Source organism: Streptomyces sp. NPDC002671, from assembly GCF_053592475.1.
Genome location: NZ_JBSFVU010000001.1, coordinates 101128 through 117060, shown reverse-complemented (window position 1 = coordinate 117060; position 15933 = coordinate 101128). Strand labels below are relative to the sequence as shown.

Here is a 15933-nt window from a genome sequence, read left to right as displayed (position 1 = left end):
CAGTCGGGGCCATGGAACTGCGGCAGCTCAGCTATTTCGTCGCCGTCGCCGAGGAGTTGCACTTCGGGCGGGCGGCCGACCGGCTGCACATCGTGCAGTCGGCGGTCAGCCAGCAGATACAGCGGCTGGAGCGGGAGCTGGGCGCCGTTCTGTTCGACCGCTCGCCGCGCCGGGTGCGGCTGACCGCGGCGGGGGAGCGGCTGCTGCCCGAGGCGCGGGCCGTGCTCGCGGCGGCGGAGAAGGCACGGGCCTGTGTGGCGGCGCCCGCCGGGCTGCGCGTCGGCACCAGCACGGGGCTCGGCAGCCACCTGGACCGGGTGCTCGCCGCGTTCGCCGAGCGGGCGCCGGACGTGCCGGTCGAGCTGTTCTCCCTGCCGGTGGGCGAACGGCTGGCCCGGGTCGCGGCGGGCCGGCTGGACGCGGCCTTCGTCCGGGCGGCCGAACCTCCGCCCGGCGTACGGGTGCTGCCCCTGTGGCCCGATCCGCTGGTCGCCGCCCTGCCTGCCGCGCACCCTCTCGCGGCCCGCGCGGAGCTCGACCTCGCCGACCTCGCCGGCCTGCCCCTGGCCCTCACCCCGCGCCGGAACAACCCCGCCCTGGTGGACCTGGTCGTCGGGGCCTGTCACACAGCCGGGTTCGAGCCGCTGCCGGGACCGGTCGGCGGCTCCCTCCAGGACACCCTCGCCACCATCGGTGCCCGGCCGCTCTGGACGGTCGTCTACGCCTCCCACGCGCGCGTGCTCCACACCCCACGGGTGGCCTACGTCCCCTTCCGTGCCCCCGGCCTGGCTCTGCCGACGGGCCTCGCCGTCCGCTCCGCCGACCCCGGCCCGCACCTGGAGCACCTGGTCCAGGCCTCGCTGGCCTGCGGCGATCACGAAAGCTGATTGCAGCGGTCGCGGGCTGCTTCTTGGTCGGCGGACCGGCAGGCGATGGACTGGGTGCAACGCGAACACGGGCGGCAACCACCGCCCCGCACAAGGGAGTCAGCCATGCCGATCGTCACCATCCAGCAGGGCCCGCGCGACGTCGAACTCAAGCGGGACCTCGTCAAGCGCGTCACCGACGCCTTCGTCGACGCCTACAAGATTCCGGCGGAGACCGTGCAGGTGTGGATCCACGAGGTCCCGGCGGACAGCTGGGGTGCCGCCGGAAAGCTCACGGCCGACAAGTAGCCGTAGGACGCCACCGCGGCACACAGCCGTAGAAACATTGGATAGGGAGGCGTTGCGGGCCGCTCGTGGTAGCTCGCAACGCCCCCCTGGCCGTTACCCGAGGGGTACTCGGGAAGACTTCCGGGTCACGAGTTGACCTGCTTGGTCACCAGGTCCGAGAAGGTGGCCAGCCGGGTGTAGATACCCGGGTAACCCGCCTCCGCGCACCCCTCGCCCCAGGAAGTGATCCCTGCCAGGACGCCCCCGATGATCAGGGGACCGCCGCTGTCGCCCTGGCAGGTGTCTACGCCGCCGGATGTGTATCCGGCGCAGACCATGTCGGACTGGACGAAGTCCGAACCGTAGGAGGAACGGCAGCTGGTGTCGGACACGACCGGCACGGTCGCGGTCCGCAGCTGGTTGGAGGAGCTGCCGTTCTCCGAAGTCGTGCCCCAGCCGAGGATCCGGGCCGTGGTGCCGGCCGCGTACACGCCCGTCTGGGAGGAGGAGACGTACGACGCCGGGCTGTACGGCATCGCCGTCGACAGGGTCAGTACGGCCACGTCGTTGCCGGTGGTGGCGTCGGTGTAGGCCGGGTTCACCCAGATCTTGCTGACCTTGCTCACCGTGCCGTCGGTGCCGTTCAGATAGGTCCGGCCGCCGACCACCCGGATTCTGCTCTTCGTCTCGCCCACCATGCAGTGCGCCGCCGTCACGACCTTCTTGGCGGCTACCAGCGTGCCGCCGCAGAACTGGCTGCCGGACGCGTCGGTGATCTGCATGACGAACGGGTAGGCGGTCGTCGTGGTGGTCGTACCGCCGACGATCGGCTGAGGAGCGGCCATCGCGGTGGGTGCGGCGATGAGCGCGGTCGCCGCGGCGGCGGCGGTGGCCACCAGGGTCGCGGCGGTCTGTCTGAGACGTCTGGGCCCGAACATGAGTCTCCTCAGTGGGGGATGCCGGTGGGGGATCGCACGGGGTGGGGGGTACTGCACGGGAGGTCACGGGGACCTAACCCGTGTGCCCGGGCGAGCGGCACGCCCTTTACGCTAGGACCCGGAACCCCCGGCTCCCAATGAGGGAACCCCCTAGGGGGTTGGGGTGAGGGAAAACCCTCGGTCCCGTTCAGTTAACCGGCCGCGTACTCAGTTCGCGCGGCGACCTGCCGCCAATCGGACGATGTCGACCCGCGACCGGATCCCCAGCTTGCGGTAGACCCGGGTCAGGGTCGCCTCCACCGTCTTCACACTGACGAACAGCCGGGCGGCTATCTCCCGGTTGGTGGCACCCTCCATGACCAGCGCCGCGACCTGACGCTCCATCGCGGCCAGCCCCTCCAGCGCGTCCAGGGTGTCCGGTGCGGCCGGGGCCGGTTCCGGCTCGGGCGCGGTGCGGGCTTCCTCCACCTGGCGCAGCCACGGCAGCGCCCGGCAGCGGCGGAACATCCGGGCGGCCTCGTCGAACGCCGACGGCCCCAGTCGCCGGCCGCGCAGCCGGGCCAGCGCGAACGCGGCCCGCGCCTCCTCCAGGCCGTAGCCGAGCTTGCCGAGCCGGTCCTGAGCGGACGTCAGCTGGGCGATGGCGGCGTCCCGGTCGCCCTGGGCCGCGCGCACCAGGGCCTCGGACCGGTCGAGGACGGCGAGGACGCTGTCCCGGCCGAGCCGCAGGGCGTGTTCGCGGCTGACGTCGAGGACGTCCTGCGCCTCGGCCGGTTCACCGATCCGGACCAGTGCCTCGGCGAGGTCGCCCTGCCAGCGGCCCCGCGCCGGGTCGGTGATGCCGAGGGCCAGCTCCAGCCGGCGCACACGGCGCAGCGAGCGGACGGCGCCCGCCGGATCCCCGGCGACCAGCTGGGCGTACCCGAGGGCGCCCAGGGCCCGCGACACGTACATCTGGTCGCCGTCCTCCTCGGCGTGCTGCACCGCCTCCCGGGCGAGCGCGAGGGCCCGGTCCAGGTCCCCGCCGGAGGCCTCCGCCAGCGAGCTGATCATGGCCGAGGCGGTCTCGCCGATCCCCGAGTCCCGGGCCAGCTTCAGGCTCTCGCCGGCCAGGTCGAGGGCGCGCCCGCAGTGCCCGGCGTGCAGCTCCGTCTCGGCGAGGCCGCGCAGGAAGTGCACCTCGCTCTCCACCGAGCCGCGTCTGCGCACCTCGCGCAGCAGCCCGGTGACGGCGATGCGCGCCTCGGCCAGCTGGTCGCCCATGACGAGCCAGCGGAACCGGGCGCTGCCCGCGCCGTTGTGATGACAGGCCACCTGCGGGTCCTGGGGCTCCTTCAGGGCGCGCTGGATGGTCCGGGGGGCCTCGGGGTGGCCCATCAGGGTCTCGGTCTGCGCCTGGAAGGCGAGGGCGAGCAGCTCGGTGCGCCGGTCGGCGCCGCGGCCGGCCAGCTCGGCCGCGTGCGCGGCGGCCTCGCGGGCCTCGGTGAAGTCGCCCTGCACGATCAGCGCCCGCCAGGCCAGCTGGTAGTGGACCAGCGCCAGCAGCCGGGGGTCGTCCCCGGCGTCGGCGAGGGCCTGCGGGAAGGCGGCGTCGACCTCCGCCATGGTGTGGCCGGCGGTGTCGATGACGATGATCCAGGCCCGCACCCGGTCGGCGGGCACGGCCGCCCGGGTCAGCACCTCCCGGGCGATGTCCCGGGCCAGATCGATCTCGCCCGCGGTGATCGCGTCCTCGGCGGCCTGCAGCCGCCGCTCCTCCGGGCTCGGCGTGCTGTCGGCCGGGGTGTGCCGGGCGGCGAGCAGCCCCAGGTGGGCGGCGACCGAGGGCGCACCCCGGTCCCGGGCGAGCGCGGCGGCCTCGGCGAGCCGGGCGGCCACGTCCGGGTCGGTGCCGGTGCTGGCCAGCGCCAGGTGCCGGGCCCGCTCGATCGGGTCGGAGGCCGCGGTGGACAGCGCGGCGTGCGCGGCCCGCCGCTCCTGCGCCGGGGCCTCCGCGTACAGCGCGGCGGAGATCAACGGGTGCGCGAAGCGTACGGCCGGGTCGTCCGGCTCGGTGGCGAGCAGTCCGAGTTCGGCGGCCTGGGCGCACTCGGCCTCGGCGTTCTCCCGGCCGGCCGCGTGCAGCAGTGCCGTGGTGGGGCGGGCGCCGGCGCTGGCCACCAGCAGGGTGCGGCGGGCCCCGACGGACAGCATGTCCAGGCGGCTGAGCACCAGGGCGCGCAGCGAGGTCGGCACCGGCAGCGGCTCGCCGGGACGGGGCGGGGTGGGGCTGTCGGCGAGGGCGCGGCCCAGCTCCAGGGCGAAGAGCGGGTTGCCGCCGCTGGTGCGGTGGATCTCGCGGACCGTGGAGCGTGGCAGGCCGCCGTGGCCGCGGTGGTCGAGCAGCCGGGCGACCTGGGCGTGGCTGAGCGCGCCGAGCCGTACGGCGACCGTGTCCGGCGGACAGGCGCGCAGCTGCCGGTCGTACTCCTGGCTGTTCTGGCCCTCCGTCCGTACCGCGCACAGCAGTTGCACCGCGGTGCCCTCCAGGCGGCGGGCGGCGAAGCCGAGGAGTTCGGCGCTGGCCGGATCGAGCCACTGCAGATCGTCGGCGACGACCAGGACCGGGCCGCGCGCGGCGAGCGCGCGCAGTGCGGAGAGCACCGCGAGGCGCAGCGCGAGGCCGTCGCGCTGGAGACTGGACTCGCCGCGGCCGGTGAGGGCCGACTCCAGGGCGGTGCGCTGGGCGGCGGGCAGCCGGGGCGAGACGTCGTCGAGGACGAGCCCGAGGAGGTCGGCGAGGGCGAGGAAGGGGAGGTGGGATTCGGACTCCGTGGCCGAGCAGCGCAACACGGTGCGCGCGGTGGCGCCGTATTCCTCGGCCAATGCCCGCAGGACGGTCGATTTCCCTATTCCGGCGGGGCCGTGGAGGAGCACACTGCCCCCGGCGGCGAGCTGTTCCCGGGCGGTGGCGAACAGCTCCTCGCGGCCGATGACCAGGTCGGTGCGGCATCGGGCAGGCTCCTGGAAGTCCCGTCGCACGGTCACCGCTCCCCTCCTGTGTCGTGTCCGGGCCAAATTCTAGGCAACGATCCCTGGAATTCGGACGGAAGCCGTGGTGAGGGAAATAACAAACGGACAAGCATAGGGAAATTCAAAGCGTCGCTGCATGAATGGAAAGGTTTCCTTACGGCCGCGCCACCGCCGCGACGGCAGGCCCCGTCCAGGGCACCAGGACCTCACGGCAGCAGCCCCGCCCTGCGGGCCGCGGTCACCGCCTCCCCTCGCGTGTGGGCGCCCAGCTTCCGCATCGCCGAACGCAGATACCCCTTGACCGTCTCCGGACGCAGCCCCAGCCGCTCGGCCACCCCCGCGTTGGTCACGCCCGCCGCCACCCAGGACAGCACGTCCAGCTCCCGCGGGGCCAGAGTCGTACCGGCCCGGGCCGGGGTCGTTTCGGCCAGCAGCCCGCACGCGGCGAGCAGTTCGGCCCGCAGCTGCGGGTCGGTGATCCGGGGCGCGAGCGAGCGCAGCGCCGCGTGCGCCTCGCGCACCTGCTCCCAGGCCGCGCCCCCGCTACGGGCCACGTCGGCGGGCTCCGGCCGGGCCGCCGCCAGCAGCTCCCGCGCCTCGTCCCGCAGTACCAGCGCCTGTTCCACGTCCCGCGCCGCCGCCACCGTGGCGCCCAGTGTCCGGTCGCCGAGCGGCTGGGCGGTGCGCAGCGCGCCGTAGAGCACCCCGCGCACCCGGCGCCGCACCACCACCGGCACCGCGACCACCGAGCGGATGCCCTCGGCGGCCACCGGCACGTCGTACTCGTGGCTGATGTGCCGGGCACTGGAGTAGTCCGTCACCGCGCACGGCCGGGCCAGCGCCACCGCCTTGCCGCCGAGCCCGTTGCCGGAGGACACGGCGAGCGAGCTGAGGGAGGTGGTGTGGTTGCCGCTCAGTTCGCTGATCCGGATCCGCTCCCGGCCGTACTCGACCAGCCCGCCGAACGCGACGGGCAGTCCGGTGGCGCGTCGCAGCCGGGCGAGCGCACCGCGTATCTCCGACGCCGCCACGGTCTCTGCTGCCAACTCATCGCTCCTTCGGCGCGGTCCACCCCCGTTCGGGGGTAGTGAGACCTGTATCACGGATTAGACGATGCCAGAGAGCCGCCCGGCAATGGTCGGGATCAGGGCAGTGAGCCGAAAGGGCGCGGTCGGGGCGCGCCCCGCCGGCGGACGGCCCGAAGAAGGAGGAGGACGACCGATGACGACGGCCACGGAACTGTTCCGCAGCGCCCGGGACTTCCTGCTGGAACACCGCGAGGACTACGCCACCGCCTACGACGGCTTCTCCTGGCCACGCCCCGAGCGGTTCAACTGGGCGCTGGACTGGTTCGATTCGATCGCCGCCGGCAACGACCGGACCGCCCTGCACATCGTCGAGGAGGACGGCACCGAGACCCGGCTGACCTTCGCGGAGCTGGCGGAGCGCTCGAACCGGGTCGCGAACCACCTGCGCGCGCGGGGCGTCGCCGCCGAGGACCGCATCCTCGTCATGCTCGGCAACCAGGCCGAGCTGTGGGAGACCGCGCTGGCCGCGATGAAACTGCGCGCCGTCGTCATCCCGGCCACCCCACTGCTCGGCTCCGCCGACCTCACGGACCGCGTCGAGCGGGGCCGGGTCAAGCACGTGATCGTCCGGGCCGAGGACGCGGCCAAGTTCGCCGACGTGCCCGGCGCCTACACCCGCATCGCGGTCGGCGGAACGCCGGAGCAGGACTGGGAGGCGTACGAGGACGCGTACGCGGCGCCCGCCGAGTTCGCCCCCGACGGCCCGACCCTCGCCGACGACCCGCTGATGCTGTACTTCACCTCCGGGACGACCGCCCGGCCCAAGCTGGTCGAGCACACCCACACCTCGTACCCGGTGGGCCACCTGTCCACCATGTACTGGATCGGCCTCAAGCCCGGCGACGTGCACCTGAACATCTCCTCGCCCGGCTGGGCCAAGCACGCCTGGTCCAACCTGTTCGCCCCGTGGAACGCGGAGGCGACCGTCTTCATCTTCAACTACACACGGTTCGACGCGGCCCGCCTGATGGCCGAGATGGACCGGGCCGGGGTGACCACCTTCTGCGCCCCGCCGACCGTGTGGCGCATGCTCATCCAGGCCGACCTCGGCCAGCTCGCCACCCCGCCCCGCGAGGCCGTCGCCGCCGGCGAACCGCTCAACCCCGAGGTCATCGAGCAGGTCCGGCGGGCCTGGGGCGTCACCATCCGGGACGGCTTCGGGCAGACCGAGACCGCCGTGCAGGTCTCCAACAGCCCCGGCCAGCAGCTGAAGACCGGCTCGATGGGCCGGCCCAGCCCCGGCTTCCGGGTGGAGCTGCTGGACCCGGTCTCCGGAGCCCCCGGCGCCACCGAGGGCGAGATCGCCCTCGACCTGTCCGAGCGCCCCGTCGGCGTCATGACCGGCTATCACGGCGACCCCGACCGCACGGCCGAGGCCATGGCCGGCGGCTACTACCGCACCGGCGACATCGCCTCCCGCGACGAGGACGGATACCTGACCTACGTCGGCCGCGCCGACGACGTCTTCAAGGCCTCGGACTACAAGATCAGTCCGTTCGAGCTGGAGAGCGCGCTGCTGGAGCACGAGGCGGTGGCCGAGGCGGCCGTCGTGCCCGCACCGGACGAGCTGCGGCTGGCCGTGCCCAAGGCGTACGTCGTCCTCGCCGAGGGCTGGGAGCCCGGCCCGGACACCGCGAAGGTCATCTTCGAGCACTCCCGCGAGGTGCTCGCGCCCTACAAGCGCGTCCGCAGGCTGGAGTTCGGCGCGCTGCCCAAGACCGTCTCCGGCAAGATCCGCCGGATCGAACTGCGCGAGGCGACGGCCGCGGGCTCCGCGGACGAGTACCGCGAGGAGGACTTCCGGTGACGCAGGAACGGGTGACCGCACAGCTGTCGTACACGCACGGGACGGGCACCACCGCGCTGCTCGGCGACACCATCGGTGCCAACCTCGACCGGGCCGTGGCGGCCTGGCCCGACCGCGAGGCCCTGGTCGACGTCCCCTCCGGGCGGCGCTGGACGTACGCCCAGTTCGCCGCGGACGTCGAGGAGTTGGCGCAGGCGCTGGTCGCCAGTGGCGTCACCAAGGGCGACCGGGTGGGCATCTGGGCGATCAACTGCCCGGAGTGGGTCCTGGTGCAGTACGCCACCGCCCGCATCGGCGCGATCATGGTCAACATCAACCCGGCCTACCGCACCCACGAGGTCGAGTACGTTCTCAACCAGGCCGGAATCTCCCTCCTGTTCGCCTCGCTGAGTCACAAGACGAGCGACTACCGAGCCATGGTCGACGAAGTGCGCGGCAACTGCCACGAGTTGCGCGAGGTCGTGTACATCGGCGACCCGGGCTGGGCGGCGCTGCTGGCGCGCGGGACCGGGGACGCCCCGTACGAGCAGCTGTCCTGCGACGACCCCATCAACATCCAGTACACCTCGGGCACGACCGGCTTCCCGAAGGGCGCCACGCTCTCCCACCACAACATCCTCAACAACGGTTATTTCGTCGGGGAGTCGATCGCCTACACCGAGCAGGACCGGGTCTGCATCCCGGTGCCCTTCTACCACTGCTTCGGCATGGTGATGGGCAACCTGGCGGCGACCTCGCACGGTGCCTGCATGGTCATCCCGGCGCCGTCCTTCGACCCGAAGGCCACGCTGGAGGCGGTCCAGCAGGAGCGGTGCACCTCCCTGTACGGCGTCCCGACCATGTTCATCGCGGAGCTGAACCTCCCCGAGTTCGCGACGTACGACCTCTCCACGCTGCGCACCGGCATCATGGCGGGCTCGCCCTGCCCGGCGGAGGTGATGAAGCGGGTGGTGGCCGAGATGCACATGGAGCAGGTGTCCATCTGCTACGGCATGACCGAGACCTCCCCGGTCTCCCTGCAGACCCGCATGGACGACGACCTGGAGCACCGCACCGGAACCGTCGGCCGTGTGCTGCCCCACCTCGAGGTCAAGATCGTCGACCCGGCCACGGGGGTGACCCAACCGCGGGACACGGCCGGCGAGTTGTGCACCCGTGGCTACAGCGTGATGCTCGGCTACTGGAACGAGCCCGAGAAGACCGCCGAGGCCGTGGACGCGGGGCGCTGGATGCACACCGGGGACCTCGCGGTGATGCGGGAGGACGGGTACGTCGAGATCGTCGGCCGGATCAAGGACATGATCATCCGGGGCGGGGAGAACGTCTACCCGCGCGAGATCGAGGAGTTCCTCTACGCCCACCCGAAGATCAGGGACGTCCAGGTGGTCGGGGTGCCGCACGAGACGTACGGCGAGGAGGTCCTGGCCTGCGTCATCCCGCACGACCCGGCCGACCCGCTCACCCTGGACGAGCTGCGCGGCTACTGCCGCGGCAGGCTCGCGCACTACAAGATCCCCAGCCGCCTGCAGATCCTCGACGCCTTCCCGATGACCGTGTCCGGAAAGGTGCGCAAGATCGAGCTGCGGGAGCGGTACGGGGTGTGAGTCTTCCGGTGCCGAGCACGGACGGGGGTCGCGCTCGGCACCGGAACCTTTTCATATCGGCCCGGGGCCGGGGAGCCGTCAGGTGATCGTCCGCCCGTCGCGGGTGGGGGCTCCCGGCCGGCTCGTGCCCGCGCCCGTCGCGTGCAGGGTGCGGGCGGCCTCGTTCACCGGCTGCGGGGTGCCTGTGGGGGCGAGGACGAACAGCGCGATGCCCAGCGCAAAGGCGCGGGCGCGGGCCTCGTCGGTGTAACCCCCGAGGGAGAAGTACACACAGTCCGCGGACTCCGTCATCGCCGTCAGCCACAGGCACTCCACGTCCCGCGGCGAGGCCGGGCGCACGGTCGGATCGACCTGCGCGAGCAGTCCGCGCGCGGCGAGCCCGATGCCGCTGGGAGGCCGTTGGTCGGCCCGCCGGACGTCGCGGTAGCCGAGCCACCCGAGGTAGAGCACGGCAGCGGTGACGGCGTCCCGCGCGGTGCGGACGGGGTGCGGCTGGAAGCCGGGAGGGTTGCCGGGGACGTCCCCCGCGGCGTCCGGTGTCGCCGACCGGTCCGGCTCCGGCTTCGTCCTCGGTGAGGTCGGGGCGATGACCGCGAGGCGCAGCGCCGTGCCGCAGGGGCAGCCCAGCTCGGGGTGGGGCCACTGGTTGACGCGTCCGCAGGAGGCGCAGGGCACGGTGACCCACTCGTCCTCCCAGGACCGGTGTGCCCCTACGGCCGGGCCGGTGGCCGGATCCAGCCGTGGGCCGGCGGGGGTGCCGCAGACGCACGGATACGCCGGCGCGAGGTAGACGTGCTCGCGCCGGCAGGCCGGACAGCGCACCGGCACGCTCTCGGGCATGGCCACTCCAAGGCGTCGCGTCACAACTGTGGCGTCGGGCCGCCGCACCGGGCGGCGGCATCCCATCGTCCTCCTGCCGCGCCCCGTCTGTCCGGAACTTGCCCACTCTTGACGCCGTTCGCCCATCCCCCTAGATTGATTTCAGATAGTAGAAGTTAAGTTCCGCATTGCGGAAATTGCTGGACATCGAACACTGGAGACTGTGCTCACCGCGGGGCGCGACGGGAGTACGCATCCGACAGCCGAAGCAGGAGTACTCAATGGCTCGTATGACCGCTGCCCGCGCGGCAGTTGAGATCCTCAAGCGCGAGGGCGTCACCGACGCCTTCGGTGTGCCGGGCGCGGCCATCAACCCGTTCTACGCGGCCCTCAAGGCCTCCGGCGGCATCACGCACACCCTCGCCCGCCATGTCGAGGGCGCCTCCCACATGGCCGAGGGCTACACCCGTACCCACGCCGGCAACATCGGTGTCTGCATCGGCACCTCCGGCCCCGCCGGCACCGACATGATCACCGGCCTGTACTCGGCCATCGGTGACTCCATCCCGATCCTGTGCATCACGGGCCAGGCCCCGACCGCCGTGATCCACAAGGAGGACTTCCAGGCCGTCGACATCGCCTCGATCGCCAAGCCGGTCACCAAAATGGCGGTCACCGTCCTGGAGGCCGCCCAGGTCCCCGGCGTCTTCCAGCAGGCCTTCCACCTGATGCGCTCCGGCCGCCCCGGCCCGGTCCTCATCGACCTGCCGATCGACGTGCAGCTCACCGAGATCGAGTTCGACCCGGAGACGTACGAGCCGCTGCCGGTCTACAAGCCCGCCGCGACCCGCGCCCAGATCGAGAAGGCGATCGGCCTGCTCAACGAGTCCGAGCGCCCCCTGATCGTCGCGGGCGGCGGTGTCATCAACGCCGACGCCGCCGACCTCCTCGTCGAGTTCGCCGAGCTGACCGGCACCCCGGTCGTCCCGACCCTGATGGGCTGGGGCGTCATCCCGGACGACCACGAGCTGAACGCCGGCATGGTCGGCCTGCAGACCTCGCACCGCTACGGCAACGCGACCTTCCTGGAGTCCGACTTCGTCCTCGGCATCGGCAACCGCTGGGCCAACCGCCACACCGGCAAGCTGGACGTCTACACCGCCGGCCGGAAGTTCGTCCACGTCGACGTCGAGCCCACCCAGATCGGCAAGATCTTCGCCCCGGACTACGGCATCGCCTCCGACGCGAAGGCCGCGCTGGAGCTGTTCGTCGAGGTCGCGAAGGAGCTGAAGGCGGCCGGCAAACTGCCCGACCGCGGCGCCTGGGCGGCCTCGGCGCAGGAGAAGAAGGCCTCCCTCCAGCGCCGTACGCACTTCGACGACATCCCGATCAAGCCGCAGCGCGTGTACGAGGAGATGAACAAGGCCTTCGGCCCGGAGACCCGGTACGTCTCCACGATCGGCCTCTCCCAGATCGCCGGCGCGCAGATGCTGCACGTCTTCAAGCCGCGGCACTGGATCAACTGCGGCCAGGCGGGCCCGCTCGGGTGGACCGTCCCGGCCGCGCTGGGTGTGGCGAAGGCCGACCCGGAGGCGGCCGTCGTCGCCCTCTCCGGCGACTACGACTTCCAGTTCATGATCGAGGAACTGGCCGTCGGTGCCCAGCACAAGATCCCCTACGTCCACGTCCTGGTGAACAACTCCTACCTGGGCCTGATCCGCCAGGCGCAGCGGGCGTTCGACATCGACTTCCAGGTCAAGCTGGAGTTCGAGAACATCAACTCGCCCGAGCTGGGCGTCTACGGCGTCGACCACGTGAAGGTCGCGGAGGGCCTGGGCTGCAAGGCGATCCGCGTCACCGACCCGAACGAGCTCGGTGTCGCCCTGGAGGAGGCCAAGAAGCTCGCGGCCGAGTTCCAGGTCCCGGTCGTGGTCGAGGCGATCCTGGAGCGGGTCACCAACATCTCGATGTCCGGCACCAACGACATCAGCAACGTGGTCGAGTTCGAGGAGCTCGCCACCGAGCCCGGCCACGCGCCGACGGCGATCAGGACGCTGAAGGTCTGACGCCCACGACGCGGGTCTGACGCGTACGACAGCCGCGAGGGGCGGTCCGTCCGACGGGACGGGCCGCCCCTCTCGCATGCCCGGCACCACGGGCAGAGCTGTGTTGCGCGGGGCCCGCCGCCCCCGTGCCGGCGGGTCCCGCGTGCCGCTACTGTGCCCGGTCGCGGGACCCGTTGGCGCCTCCATCGCGTGTGTTCTGAGCTTGATTTGAGGCTTGCGTAGCCACCGTACGGCCGTTGCTGTACGCGGCTCTCCCGCACCTCTTGTATGTGTCTACACCTCGTGTTCCGACAGGCCCGGCCAGTCGTCCGGCCCGCCGCCCTGCCACTCGATGAGGTCGCTCTCCTCGACCTCGATCCGGTCCAGGTCGGCCAGCCGCAGGATCTCCACGACGTCGTCCAGGTGGGAGGCGATCCCCAGGACCACGTCTCCCTCGGTGACGCGCCGGGAGCCGTCCAGGGCCGGGGCATGGACCACGATGTGCGGATACTGCGTCGGATTGCCCATGCCTTCAGCGTGCTGCGAGCGCGGCGGATACGCACCCCGGACAGCGCGGAAGCGCTGGACAACGCAGAAAGCGCTCCCCTGGACAGGGGAGCGCTGCGCACTCTGTGGTGACTGTGGTGACCGCCCGACGGCGCGAGGCTGGGCGCGACAGGACATTCGCGCCGCCGGACGGAGTCTCGTTCTGGCTGGGACCGCGGCGGTTGCGACGGACCCGGGCGCTCCTTCCCTCAGGTCGAGAAGGAGGCCCCGGACCTTCACCACCGCACTGGCTCACAAGCCGCCGCGGTCCTCGCCTCACCCGCGAGCTGTTCCGACCGGCCACCCCTCATCCGGGCCGCCCGGCTGCCACGGGTCGTCTGCGGCCTCAGTCCTCGCGCAGGGCGCGGACCGCCTCCTCCACGCGCTTGCCGTAGTCCGGGTCGGCGGCGTGGAAGTGGGCCAGGTTCTTCTCGATCACGTCGTCGCGGGAGACCTGCGAGAGGCCGCCGGCGATGTTCGCGACGAGGCGGGACTTCTCCTCCTGCGACATCAGGCGGTACAGCTCGCCCGCCTGGAAGAAGTCGTCGTCCTTGGTGTGCAGGGGCGCCTCGTGGTTGCCCGTGTGGCCGGAGACGGCCAGCGGGGCCGACAGCGGGCGGCCGGTCTCCACCGGGCCGTCGTACGAGTTCGGCTCGTAGTTCTTGGCGCCGCGGCCCTGCGCGTTGGCCGCCATGAAGCCGTCGCGTCCGTAGTTCTGCGCGGTCGTCGCCTTCGGGGCGTTGACGGCCAGCAGCGTGTGGTTGACGCCCAGGCGGTAGCGGTGGGCGTCCGCGTAGGCGAACAGGCGGCCCTGGAGCATCTTGTCGGGGGAGGGGCCGATGCCCGGAACGAAGTTGTTCGGGGAGAACGCGGCCTGCTCGACCTCGGCGAAGACGTTGTCCGGGTTGCGGTCCAGCACCAGGCGGCCCACCCGCTGCAGCGGGTAGTCCCTGTGCGGCCACACCTTCGTCAGGTCGAACGGGTTGAAGCGGTACTCCGCCGCCTCGGCCGCCGGCATGATCTGGACGTGCAGCGTCCAGGACGGGTTGACCCCGCGCTCGATCGCCTGGAGCAGGTCCGTCTGGTGGGAGTTGGGGTCCTTGCCCGCGGTCTCCGCGCCCTGCTCGCTGCTCAGGCTGCGGATGCCCTGGTTGGTCTTGAAGTGGTACTTGACGAAGAAGGCCTCGCCCTCGGCGTTCGTCCACTGGTAGGTGTGCGAGCCGTAGCCGTTCATGTGGCGGTACGACGCCGGGATGCCGCGGTCGCCCATCAGCCAGGTCACCTGGTGCGTGGCCTCGGGGGCGTGCGCCCAGAAGTCCCAGACGTTGTCCGGCTCCTGCTTGCCGGTGAACGGGTCGCGCTTCTGCGAGTGGATGAAGTCCGGGAACTTGATCGGGTCCTTGATGAAGAACACCGGGGTGTTGTTCCCGACGAGGTCGTAATTGCCCTCCGCGGTGTAGAACTTGACGGCGAAACCGCGCGGGTCACGCACCGCGTCCGCGCCGCCGAGGGAGTCGGCGACCGTCGAGAAGCGCACGAACACCTCGGTGCGCTTGCCGATCTCGCTCAGGAAGTCGGCGTGGGTGAAGCCGGTGACGTCGTCGGTCACCTCGAAGTGGCCGTAGGCGCCCGAGCCGCGGGCGTGCACCACGCGCTCCGGGATGCGCTCGCGGTTGAAGCGCGCGAGCTTCTCCAGGAGGTGCTGGTCCTGGAGGAGGAGCGGGCCGCCGACGCCGGCGGAGGCTGAGTTCTGGTTGTCGGCGACCGGGGCGCCGGACTCTGTCGTGAGCACGCGCTTCGACATCGTGGACCTTCCGTGCGGGTGGCAGCGGAAACCTGTTTCCGCTTTGTGGAGCCTAGGAGTGGGGCGATCTGAACGTCAACAGTTTGTTGAAGCTGATTCCGGGCCGCGGCGACGCCTGGGCGCGACAGGACAGGTGTCGGCGGCACCGCGGCCCGGAAGTCTGAAGGGAGGCGGTCAGACCTGGGAGCCGGAGAGGCGCTCCACGGCCCGCAGCAGGGCCGAGTGGTCCAGGCCGCCGTCACCCTGGGCGCGCAGCGAAGCGACCAGCTGGGCGACCACGGCGCCGACCGGCAGGGCGGCACCGACGTTGCGGGCGGCGTCGGTGACGATGCCCATGTCCTTGTGGTGCAGGTCGATACGGAAACCGGGCTTGAAGTCGCGGCCCAGGAAGTTGTCCTTCTTCCGCGTCAGCACGGTCGAGCCCGCGAGGCCGCCGTTGAGGACGTCCAGCGCGGCCGTCAGGTCCACGCCGGACTTCTCCAGGAAGACCACGGCCTCGGCGCACGCCTGGATGTTCACGGCGACGATCAGCTGGTTGGCCGCCTTCACGGTCTGGCCGGAGCCGTGCGGGCCGCACAGGACGATGGTCTTGCCGAGCGCCTCGAGGATCGGCTTGGCGATGTCGAAGTCGGCCTGCTCGCCGCCGACCATGATCGAGAGCACGGCCTCGATGGCGCCGGCCTCACCGCCGGAGACGGGGGCGTCGAGGACGCGGATGCCCTTCTCCTTGGCGGCCTTCGCCAGGTCGACGGAGGTCTGCGGGGTGATCGAGGACATGTCGATCAGCAGGGCGCCCGGCTTGGCGTTCTCCAGGATGCCGTCGGGGCCGTAGGAGATGGCCTCTACCTGGGGCGACGCGGGCACCATGGTGATCACCACGTCGGCGTCGCGCACGGCCTCGGCGATCGAGGAGGCCGCGGCGCCGCCCGCGGCGGCCAGCCGGTCCAGCTTGTCCTGCTCCAGGGTGAAGCCGGTGACCTGGTAACCCGCCTTGATCAGGTTCTCGGACATGGGGGAGCCCATGATGCCGAGGCCGATCCACGCGATCGCCGGGCGGGTCGGGTGGGAGGAATCTGCGAGGGTGTTGCTCATGATTGGGGGTGCCTCTCTCAACTG

General features: G+C 71.8%; 12 protein-coding genes. 5 read left to right on the top strand and 7 right to left on the bottom strand.

What is annotated here, in order from left to right; genetic code table 11:
* Positions 1-11: 11 nt before the first annotated feature.
* Positions 12-887, top strand: coding sequence for a LysR substrate-binding domain-containing protein (locus ACWD35_RS00565; RefSeq protein WP_451348908.1), 876 nt, complete (start codon positions 12-14; stop codon positions 885-887).
* A 45-nt stretch (positions 888-932) separates the two neighbouring features.
* Positions 933-1175 (top strand): 4-oxalocrotonate tautomerase DmpI, encoded by a 243-nt coding sequence (dmpI, locus tag ACWD35_RS00560; protein ID WP_451348907.1) that lies wholly within the window; start codon positions 933-935, stop codon positions 1173-1175.
* 125 nt (positions 1176-1300) lie between these two features.
* Here the strand turns inward: dmpI and ACWD35_RS00555 are convergent, their stop codons facing one another.
* From ACWD35_RS00555 to ACWD35_RS00545, 3 genes are all read right to left on the bottom strand, one after another.
* Entirely contained in the window at positions 1301-2092 is a 792-nt protein-coding gene (locus ACWD35_RS00555) for a S1 family peptidase (protein ID WP_451348906.1), read from the bottom strand.
* Between the two features lie 207 nt (positions 2093-2299).
* Entirely contained in the window at positions 2300-5119 is a 2820-nt protein-coding gene (locus ACWD35_RS00550; protein WP_451348905.1) for an AAA family ATPase, read from the bottom strand.
* A 191-nt stretch (positions 5120-5310) separates the two neighbouring features.
* Positions 5311-6150: a response regulator transcription factor gene (locus ACWD35_RS00545; protein ID WP_451348904.1), complete on the bottom strand. Its 840-nt coding sequence runs from the start codon at positions 6148-6150 to the stop codon at positions 5311-5313.
* 175 nt (positions 6151-6325) lie between these two features.
* On the opposite strand from ACWD35_RS00545, the gene ACWD35_RS00540 reads away from it, so the two are divergent.
* Both ACWD35_RS00540 and ACWD35_RS00535 read left to right on the top strand, forming a co-directional pair.
* Positions 6326-7999, top strand: coding sequence for an AMP-binding protein (locus ACWD35_RS00540; protein WP_451348903.1), 1674 nt, complete (start codon positions 6326-6328; stop codon positions 7997-7999).
* An 11-nt stretch (positions 8000-8010) separates the two neighbouring features.
* A complete protein-coding gene (locus ACWD35_RS00535) occupies positions 8011-9603 on the top strand; it encodes an AMP-binding protein (RefSeq protein WP_451349306.1) in 1593 nt (530 codons plus the stop codon).
* Positions 9604-9681: 78 nt separating this feature from the next.
* Here the strand turns inward: ACWD35_RS00535 and ACWD35_RS00530 are convergent, their stop codons facing one another.
* Complete coding sequence (locus tag ACWD35_RS00530) at positions 9682-10443, bottom strand: hypothetical protein (RefSeq protein WP_451348902.1); 762 nt, start codon at positions 10441-10443, stop codon at positions 9682-9684.
* 260 nt (positions 10444-10703) lie between these two features.
* Between ACWD35_RS00530 and gcl the strand changes: the two genes are divergently transcribed.
* Positions 10704-12488, top strand: a complete 1785-nt coding sequence (gene gcl, locus ACWD35_RS00525; protein ID WP_451348901.1) for a glyoxylate carboligase — start codon at positions 10704-10706, stop codon at positions 12486-12488.
* Between the two features lie 273 nt (positions 12489-12761).
* Here the strand turns inward: gcl and ACWD35_RS00520 are convergent, their stop codons facing one another.
* The 3 genes from ACWD35_RS00520 to ACWD35_RS00510 form a co-directional block, all read right to left on the bottom strand.
* Positions 12762-12995, bottom strand: a complete 234-nt coding sequence (locus ACWD35_RS00520) for a hypothetical protein (RefSeq protein WP_451348900.1) — start codon at positions 12993-12995, stop codon at positions 12762-12764.
* Positions 12996-13359: 364 nt separating this feature from the next.
* The gene (locus ACWD35_RS00515) at positions 13360-14817 is read right to left on the bottom strand and encodes a catalase (protein ID WP_451348899.1); all 1458 of its coding nucleotides are present in this window, start codon (positions 14815-14817) and stop codon (positions 13360-13362) included.
* 174 nt (positions 14818-14991) lie between these two features.
* Positions 14992-15909, bottom strand: coding sequence for a 2-hydroxy-3-oxopropionate reductase (locus ACWD35_RS00510; RefSeq protein ID WP_451348898.1), 918 nt, complete (start codon positions 15907-15909; stop codon positions 14992-14994).
* Positions 15910-15933 lie beyond the last annotated feature (24 nt).

What these genes read in the sequence shown, in the direction of transcription:
- ACWD35_RS00565 (WP_451348908.1), top strand. Translation starts at nt 12, where the DNA reads ATGGAACTGCGGCAGCTCAGCTATTTCGTCGCCGTCGCCGAGGAGTTG.
- dmpI (WP_451348907.1), top strand. Translation starts at nt 933, where the DNA reads ATGGACTGGGTGCAACGCGAACACGGGCGGCAACCACCGCCCCGCACA.
- ACWD35_RS00555 (WP_451348906.1), bottom strand. Translation starts at nt 2,092, where the DNA reads ATGTTCGGGCCCAGACGTCTCAGACAGACCGCCGCGACCCTGGTGGCC.
- ACWD35_RS00540 (WP_451348903.1), top strand. Translation starts at nt 6,326, where the DNA reads ATGACGACGGCCACGGAACTGTTCCGCAGCGCCCGGGACTTCCTGCTG.
- ACWD35_RS00530 (WP_451348902.1), bottom strand. Translation starts at nt 10,443, where the DNA reads ATGCCCGAGAGCGTGCCGGTGCGCTGTCCGGCCTGCCGGCGCGAGCAC.
- gcl (WP_451348901.1), top strand. Translation starts at nt 10,704, where the DNA reads ATGGCTCGTATGACCGCTGCCCGCGCGGCAGTTGAGATCCTCAAGCGC.
- ACWD35_RS00520 (WP_451348900.1), bottom strand. Translation starts at nt 12,995, where the DNA reads ATGGGCAATCCGACGCAGTATCCGCACATCGTGGTCCATGCCCCGGCC.
- ACWD35_RS00515 (WP_451348899.1), bottom strand. Translation starts at nt 14,817, where the DNA reads ATGTCGAAGCGCGTGCTCACGACAGAGTCCGGCGCCCCGGTCGCCGAC.
- ACWD35_RS00510 (WP_451348898.1), bottom strand. Translation starts at nt 15,909, where the DNA reads ATGAGCAACACCCTCGCAGATTCCTCCCACCCGACCCGCCCGGCGATC.